The organism is Pelovirga sp. (assembly GCF_059864205.1).
Map to the genome: position 1 here is coordinate 1 of NZ_JCBCBS010000097.1, position 7,548 is coordinate 7,548.

Sequence of the window (7,548 nt, forward strand, 5' to 3'; positions counted from 1 at the left end):
TGACTGCGCATTGGCGCCATCCATAATCGATGCGTACACCTGCACCTTGACCGGGTTAGCCAACGGCGCACATGCAATCCGTGACCGCCGGGCATTATTAATCGCCAGATCAAGTTTCTTGCGCATACTTTCCGGAAACCAGTTGCGCGCAATAATCAAACGACGAAGCATAATCGGTGAAAAATCAGCACCACCGACACCGGCAATCAACTCAGCAACTTCTGTCCGCACTCTGACATCAGGATGAAACAGCATCAGCACTGCTGCTTCGCGGGCCATATCATTTACTGAGTAAAACATCTGTGTGTAGAGATTGATCTGGACGTCCGGTTCACCTATGGCCATCATCTGCAACAACATATCAGCCATTTCAAACTCGGAAGAGACCCCCATTTTTTCAAACTCACTGAGTAACCCATTAAGAGCCACTTCTTGATCTGCTACTGCCAATCCATCCGGAGGAGAAAGTTCTGCCATTCTACGGCTATTGGCTTCATGTAATAGCGGAAGAATTTCAACCCGCGCATCAAGAAGAATTTTCGTTACTTCCGCCCCAAGGCCGGGATCAACGTTCACCTGAAAAACCTGTTGTGCCAATGTTGTTTGCAGATGATTCATGGTAGCAGCAGCACCGGGACGTCTGCGCTCCATGTCGGTACGCAATATGTCCAGCACATCATACAGCAGCTGAGAAATCCCCTGTAGACGGATATCGTCTTCAGCACGATAGCTTTCAACCAGCGCAGAGACCAACTCCTCAAGAGTATCATCCTGACGCATCAGGGTGCGCAGTTGAGCATCACACTTTTCTCCCAGGTCAAGCCCTGCACTTAGTCTGTTTGAATAAGTACTAATGAGATCAGAAAGCTGCACATCTTCCCTAGACGCAGGGAAAAGGTTGCCCTGAATATGTTCAGTTGTTGAATTTTTTGTTTTTGGTTGTTTTTTGGGACCCTTTTTATCTGCTTTAGTCAATCCGGCAATAAGGTCTTTCAAACCCGCAAAAAATTCCTCTTCATCAACGTCATCTTCATCTTCAAAAGGCTCAACCAATAGTTGAAGATATTTTGAACTGGGAAATCTCTCTCCCACATAGGGTTTCTCGTCGACTTTCTTGCGCACAGCACGATAATTCTGACACATAGCCCGAAACCATTGTGGCTGCGCAACAATGGTATTAACAAAAACTTCCAGCAGATCCTCTGCGGGACCTGTTTGTTTAATTTCTTCGTGAAGACGGGGCAGTGCGGAAAAAAGATCAATATCGAGGGGGAAAACGATCACTGCTAATTGCTTGCGCTGTTCATTCAAAACAACCAGAGTCACCTCCCGGCAGTCACAATCTTTTGTCGCGCAATAAAACTCAACAAACAGATATTCCCCCGTTTTAACCTTGCCAAATTTGTGTTCAATGACGACCTTAACGCCACCTTTTTGTGCCCGAGGGAAAAATGCAACATAAGGAAAAAAGCCCTTTTCAATAAGTTTTTTATCCATATCTTTCACGTTGTTAATACTCCCGGATTTCCCGATAAAGGGTATCGCGCTCCACCGGCTGGCGGCCGGCGTTGCGGATCAGGCTAATCAGTTGCTCACGGCTTAATACCTGAGGCGAATCGGCACCGGCATCGTGACCGATTTTTTCTTCCACCACGGTACCATCGATGTCGTTGACGCCAAAACAGAGGGCAACCTGGGCAATCTTGAGGCCGAGCATCACCCAGTAAGCCTTGATATGCTGGAAGTTATCCAGATACAAGCGGCTAATGGCCAGGGTCTTTAAAGCATCGATACCGCTGACGCCAACGGCTCCCGGCACTCTGGTATTGTCGGGCTGGAAGGCCAGAGGGATAAAACTCTGGAAGCCACCGGTGCGATCCTGCAGTTCACGTAACAGGCGCAAATGCTCAACCCGGTCGGCATAATTCTCCAGATGGCCAAACAACATGGTGGCGTTAGTGCGCAAGCCACAATTGTGGACGATCTCGGTAATCTCCAGCCAACGTTCACCGCTGATTTTCTCCGGACAGATTTTATCGCGCACCCGCTGTCCGAGGATCTCGGCGCCGCCGCCAGGCATGGAACCAAGACCCGCCTCTTTGAGCTCACGCACCACATCGATCAGAGTCTTGTCGCTGATGCGCGCAAAATAATCGATTTCAACGGCAGTAAAAGCCTTGATGTGCAAGGCGGGTGCTTCCGCTTTGATGGCGCGCAGCATCTCCAGATAAAAGTCAAAAGGCAGCTCGGGATGCAGGCCGCCAACGGAATGGATTTCCGTCGCGCCGACGGCCACTGCTTCACGTACCTTGGCGCGGATCTGATCCAGATCGAGGGTGTAGCCACGCTCATCGCCCGCTTCGCGGGCAAAGGCGCAGAAGACACACTGGTTAACACAGAGGTTGGTGTAGTTGATGTGACGATTGACGTTGAAATAAACTTTATTACCGTTTTTTCTTCTGTTTACCTGAGCTGCCAACTCACCAATTTCCAACAATTTAAAGGATTCAAACAGCCTCAGGGCATCTTCATCACTGAGGCGTTGTCCATTGTTGACCTTCTCTCTAATCTGTTCCATTACACTCCTCTTCCATCAATTCAATCATCCATTGGCACCCCAGGGTTTGAACAACTGGTGGGGAATCCCCAACGTGTCCAGTACCTTGCCAACGACAAAAGCAACCAGATCATCCAACGTTTGCGGATGATGGTAGAAACCCGGCATGGCCGGCAGAATCATTGCCCCGGCCTGGGCCAGACGCAGCAGATTTTTCAGATGAATCTGGTTAAAGGGGGTTTCGCGTGGCACCAGTACCAGTTGCCGCCGCTCTTTCAAGGCAACATCGGCGGCGCGCTCAAGCAGATTATCCGACAGCCCCAAGGCAATGCGCCCGGCGGTTCCCATAGAACAGGGACAGATCACCACGGCATCGGGAGCGCTGGAACCACTGGCGACAGGCGCAAAAAAGTCGTCAATAGCGTAGTATTGCAAGCGCGCTGCACAGTTAAAATATTCCTGCAACTGCGCCTGGCACTCCGCCGCTTTGTCAGCCAGATTCAGCCCTGTTTCAAAGGCAGTCACCTGCCGCCCGGCATTGGTCAGCAGTACGCTGACCTGATGATCAGCAGCCAACAATTCCTCGATCAGACGCAAACCATAAATCGAGCCGGAAGCACCAGTGATACCAACAACGATTTTTTTCATAAGAAAAAACCTGTATCTGTTGAGCACCGGGTCGGGGATCCTGTGGCAAGGGTTTTTGTCGCCATGGACGGCGACAACAAGCGGTCATGGATGACGAAAAGCGTCCCTTGACATAGGATTCAAAGGCCCGGTGCAAGGATAGAGCTGAATAGTTACAAAAACCTTTAACTTCCTTTTGCAGCGACCTTTACCCTAAAGCTTTTCTTGGAGTACTTAGAGTCTTGGTGGCTGAGTTAAACAGATTGAGACAAAGTTGCCACCAAGGCACGAAGTTCTCCAAGAGAGGCAAACATCTAGGTTAAAAAACGCTTCTCTTTCCACCTATGTGTTATTTTTTTGGCCATCATGCTAATGCGTCGATGAGGGTAAACACAAAAATCGTCACGCTGATATAGCCGTTCATGTTGAAAAATGCCGCATCCAGGCGTGACAGGTCATCCGGTTTAACCAGGCTGTGCTCGTACACCAGCAATCCAGCAACCACCACCACGCCGGCGAAATAGATCCACCCCAAACCGCTGCCGGGCATGACCAGCAGCAGAAACAACAACATCAGAGCGTGGAAGATGCGTACCAGCGTGAAGGATTTTTCGATACCCAGGCGCGACGGCACCGAATGCAATCCGGCCTTGACATCATAATCATAGTCCTGCAAGGCGTAGAAAATGTCAAAGCCAGCGACCCAGAAAAGTACCGCCAGCCCTAGAGAAATGACCGGCCAGCCGATATCGCCGCGCAGAGCGATCCAGGCGCCGATGGGCGCGGCGGCCAGACACAACCCCAGCACCACATGGGCATAATGGGTAAAACGCTTGCAATAGGCGTATAGCACAAACAGGGCAAGGACAACCGGAGCCAGATTGAAACACAGGGGGTTAAGCATCCAGGCGGCTAAAAGAAAAAATGCCGTTGACACCAGAATAAAGAGTGAGGCCTCAACGAGCGATACCTGGCCGCTGGGGATGTGGCGCTCCGCCGTGCGCGGATTATCGGCATCGATACGCGCATCAATCAGTCGATTCAGCCCCATGGCGGCGCTGCGCGCCCCAACCATCGCTACACAGATCCAGAAAATTTGCCCGACTCCAGGCGCGCGACCACCGGCCAACGAGGCTAAGACAACACCCATCAGGGCAAAAGGAAAAGCAAAGACAGTGTGGGAGAACTTGATCATCTCCAACAGGGTTTTCATCTTGGCAAACGCCTGTTCTCTGGTCATCGTCATGATGTGGCCCTTATATGTTTTGCAACGGTTGCGGCGAAAAAAGCCTGACCCAATTTACACGTTCATGAAGGTAAGTCACAAGGGCTTTTCCGCACTATGTTTTTGCTCAGCGGCTCTGCTATGATGCCGCCCATGCCCGATATTGCTTTCGAACATACCTATGTTGCCCTGTTTATCGTCAGTTTTCTGGCTGCCACGCTGTTACCCTTAGGTTCCGAATGGCTGCTGGTGGCACTGTTGCTGGGTGGCAAATCGCCATTTTTGGTGGTTGTCATTGCGACGATCGGCAACACCCTCGGTGGTGCTACCAACTACCTGCTCGGCCGCTGGGGCAGCACCTGGCTGATTCGTAAGGTATTGCGTATAACTTCCGAGCAGCAACAACGAGCAGAAAGCTGGTTTGCGCGCTACGGCAGTCTGTCGCTGCTGCTATCCTGGTTGCCGGTGGTTGGTGACCCTTTGTGCCTGGTCGCCGGCACTTTACACACCTCGTTATGCCGTTTTTTTATTCCGGTCACTACCGGCAAAGCGCTGCGTTACATCAGCCTGACCTGGTTGACATTACGCGGTTCTGAACTGCTTCTTTAGCAGGGAAGGATGAAACTCTACACCCCGGCCTTTGCCACTCTGTTTCACGACAAAAATCATTCTTTTTTGCTGGAATACTGTCCCATCTATCAAAAAACCATCACCACAGCATATACGGAATGAAGCCTATGCGCATGAGTCTAAGCTACAAACTGGTGATCGGCTGCAGTCTGATTCTGCTGGTTTCCTTGAGTAGTACTTTTTACATCATTAATGAACGTCAGCAACAATTGATCATCCGTCAGGCGGAAAATGAGGCGCGGGCGATTTTCCAGCAGATTGTCATCATGCGGCGCTGGATCGCCGATCATGGCGGCGTTTTTGTCGAACAGCTTCCCTGGGCCCAGGAAGGACCGCCGGCTCAGCCCGAAAGCGTCAGCTCCGAGGCACGGCGCTATGCCCGAAAAACCCCGGCCATGGTCACCAAAGAGCTGGTCGGTTATGCCCGCGAAAAAGGACTTTACTGGTTCCATATCACCAGTTTGCAACTGACCAATCCGGAGAACTTTCCCGACGAATTTGAACGTGCCGCACTATTGCGCTTTGAAGACGAACCGTTGCAGGAAATCATTGCCATGGAGGAAATGGACAAGGTTGCCTACCTGCGCTATATCTCGCCGCTCTATGTCGAGGAGGCGTGCCTTTCCTGTCATCACGGCTATGAGGTTGGTGGCGTTCGTGGTGCCATCAGCGTCACCTTGCCCCTGGGCAAGATCTTTGCCGAAGCCAAAGCCAATCGCAACCTGATGTTTGGAGTTATGCTGCTGCTGGTGATTTTTTTAAGCAGCACTCTGCTGTTTTTTTTGCGCCGCATGGTACTGATTCCGGTGGATGAGTTAACCACCTCGATCCGCCATTTTTCGGAAAAAGGACCGCCACCCGGAGCCATTGTTCGTAGCGGTGATGAATTCGAAGAGTTATCGCGCTCTTTTGAAGAAATGGCCGCCAGCCTGTCCGATTATCAACAAGGCCTTGAAGACAAGATCCGTAACGCTACGGCAGAATTGCAGCATCTCAATCAGCAGATTTACACCGCCAGTGAACGCAAATCAGAATTTCTGGCCAGAGCCGCCCACGAACTGCGCACTCCTCTGACATCGATCAAGGGGGCGATGGAATATATCACCGCGCGCTTGAAACAAAAAGCAACGACCACCACCTCCCCCCCTGACGATCTCCTCGAATTTTTTGGAATTGCCCAGAAAAATACCGATCGCTTGATCCGCATGGTGCAAACCATGCTTGATATTGAATATATCGAAACCGGAGCCGAGCGAGCCCTGAACCTGACCCAGGTCAATCTGGTTGACATCATCAACGAAAGTATCCAGTCTTTTACCTATGATGCCGCACATCACAGCCTTGATCTTTGTCCCCTTCCCCCTGATTTGCCCCACATTGAAGCCGACGAAGATCGGCTGCGCCAGGTGCTGACCAACCTGCTCGGCAACGCCGTCAAATTTGCCCGGGAAGGTACTGCCATCACCGTCTGTGCCGGAGTAAAAGAGGATGTCATTCAGGTGAAAGTGTGCAATCTGGGTAAAAGCATACCGATGGAACAACGAGAAAGAGTCTTTGAGCGATTCTACCGCTCCGGCGATAAGGGGGGAAGCGGCCTCGGGCTGGCCATCTGTCGCGCCATTATCAGCGCCCATGGCGGCACCATCGGCATTACTGACCCCGATGCAGGAAGCGGTGTTTGTGTATATTTCACCCTGCCTCTTCATTCCCACAATAAGGAGTAGATGCCCTCGTGAGCAACAGCGAGAAAACAACCCTGCTGGCCGTTGATGATGATGCCGATATCCGCACCGTTCTAAAAGCAAACCTCGGATTGCACGGTTTCGATGTCATCACGGCCGCCGATCTGACGGCAGCGCGCAAAATTATTAAAAGCACTGTTCCCGCCTTGATTATCCTCGATCTGACCCTGCCTGACGGTGACGGCCTGGATTTTTGTGAGGAGGTCAAGGCGATCCATCCGCAGATACCGGTCATCATGTTGACCGCACGGGACAAACTCCAGGACAAGATCATCGGCCTTGAAACCGGTGCCGATGATTACGTGGTCAAACCCTTTGAAACCTGTGAACTGCTGGCCCGCATTCGCGCCCGCCTGCGACAGACTCCTGCCACAGAACCAGCGCGTACCATCTGTGCCGGCGACCTGCTGGTGGACATCGGCAATCACCAGGTGACTCTGCGTGGCGAGGCCGTGCCTCTGACTCCCAAGCAGTTTCAGCTGCTCACCTTTCTGGTCGAGAATCGCGGTCGTCTGGTAACCCGGGAAGAAATCAGGCGCACCCTGTGGAAGGACTCGCCGATTTATTCCTGGAGCCGGGTCATTGATGTCCACATTCAGCATCTACGCCAGAAGCTGGAAGATGATGCGGCGGCACCGAAATTTATTGTCACCGTACTGGGGCAGGGATATCGATTTGAAGGGTGATACGCACCACGAAAGCCCCCGCTTCCAGTTGGAAACGGGGGCTTTTTTCGTTCTTTGTACTAACCATCACCAGATCAGATC

7 protein-coding genes are annotated in these 7,548 nt (G+C 51.7%); 3 read left to right on the top strand and 4 right to left on the bottom strand.

What is annotated here, in order from left to right; all coding sequences use genetic code 11:
• The 4 genes from AC6F7T_RS06505 to AC6F7T_RS06520 form a co-directional block, all read right to left on the bottom strand.
• Positions 1-1,497 (bottom strand): Y4lR family protein (locus AC6F7T_RS06505; RefSeq protein ID WP_500717187.1); only part of this gene is annotated, 1,497 nt, incomplete at its 3' end.
• Positions 1,498-1,510: 13 nt separating this feature from the next.
• Positions 1,511-2,578 (bottom strand): aminofutalosine synthase MqnE, encoded by a 1,068-nt coding sequence (mqnE, locus tag AC6F7T_RS06510; protein WP_500717188.1) that lies wholly within the window; start codon positions 2,576-2,578, stop codon positions 1,511-1,513.
• Positions 2,579-2,602: 24 nt separating this feature from the next.
• On the bottom strand, positions 2,603-3,205 hold the full coding sequence (locus AC6F7T_RS06515) for a UbiX family flavin prenyltransferase (RefSeq protein WP_500717189.1): 603 nt from the start codon (positions 3,203-3,205) through the stop codon (positions 2,603-2,605).
• Between the two features lie 343 nt (positions 3,206-3,548).
• Entirely contained in the window at positions 3,549-4,430 is an 882-nt protein-coding gene (locus AC6F7T_RS06520) for a UbiA-like polyprenyltransferase (protein ID WP_500717190.1), read from the bottom strand.
• 120 nt (positions 4,431-4,550) lie between these two features.
• Between AC6F7T_RS06520 and AC6F7T_RS06525 the strand changes: the two genes are divergently transcribed.
• The 3 genes from AC6F7T_RS06525 (at position 4,551) to AC6F7T_RS06535 (ending at position 7,467) form a co-directional block, all read left to right on the top strand.
• Positions 4,551-5,018, top strand: coding sequence for a VTT domain-containing protein (locus tag AC6F7T_RS06525; RefSeq protein WP_500717191.1), 468 nt, complete (start codon positions 4,551-4,553; stop codon positions 5,016-5,018).
• Positions 5,019-5,146: 128 nt separating this feature from the next.
• A complete protein-coding gene (locus AC6F7T_RS06530; protein ID WP_500717192.1) occupies positions 5,147-6,763 on the top strand; it encodes an ATP-binding protein in 1,617 nt (538 codons plus the stop codon).
• A gap of 8 nt (positions 6,764-6,771) precedes the next feature.
• A complete protein-coding gene (locus AC6F7T_RS06535) occupies positions 6,772-7,467 on the top strand; it encodes a response regulator (RefSeq protein ID WP_500717193.1) in 696 nt (231 codons plus the stop codon).
• Positions 7,468-7,548 lie beyond the last annotated feature (81 nt).

Bases quoted from the DNA above. Each gene is read 5' to 3' on its own strand.
- mqnE (WP_500717188.1), bottom strand. From the start codon at position 2,578: ATGGAACAGATTAGAGAGAAGGTCAACAATGGACAACGCCTCAGTGAT.
- AC6F7T_RS06520 (WP_500717190.1), bottom strand. From the start codon at position 4,430: ATGACGATGACCAGAGAACAGGCGTTTGCCAAGATGAAAACCCTGTTG.
- AC6F7T_RS06515 (WP_500717189.1), bottom strand. From the start codon at position 3,205: ATGAAAAAAATCGTTGTTGGTATCACTGGTGCTTCCGGCTCGATTTAT.
- AC6F7T_RS06530 (WP_500717192.1), top strand. From the start codon at position 5,147: ATGCGCATGAGTCTAAGCTACAAACTGGTGATCGGCTGCAGTCTGATT.
- AC6F7T_RS06525 (WP_500717191.1), top strand. From the start codon at position 4,551: ATGATGCCGCCCATGCCCGATATTGCTTTCGAACATACCTATGTTGCC.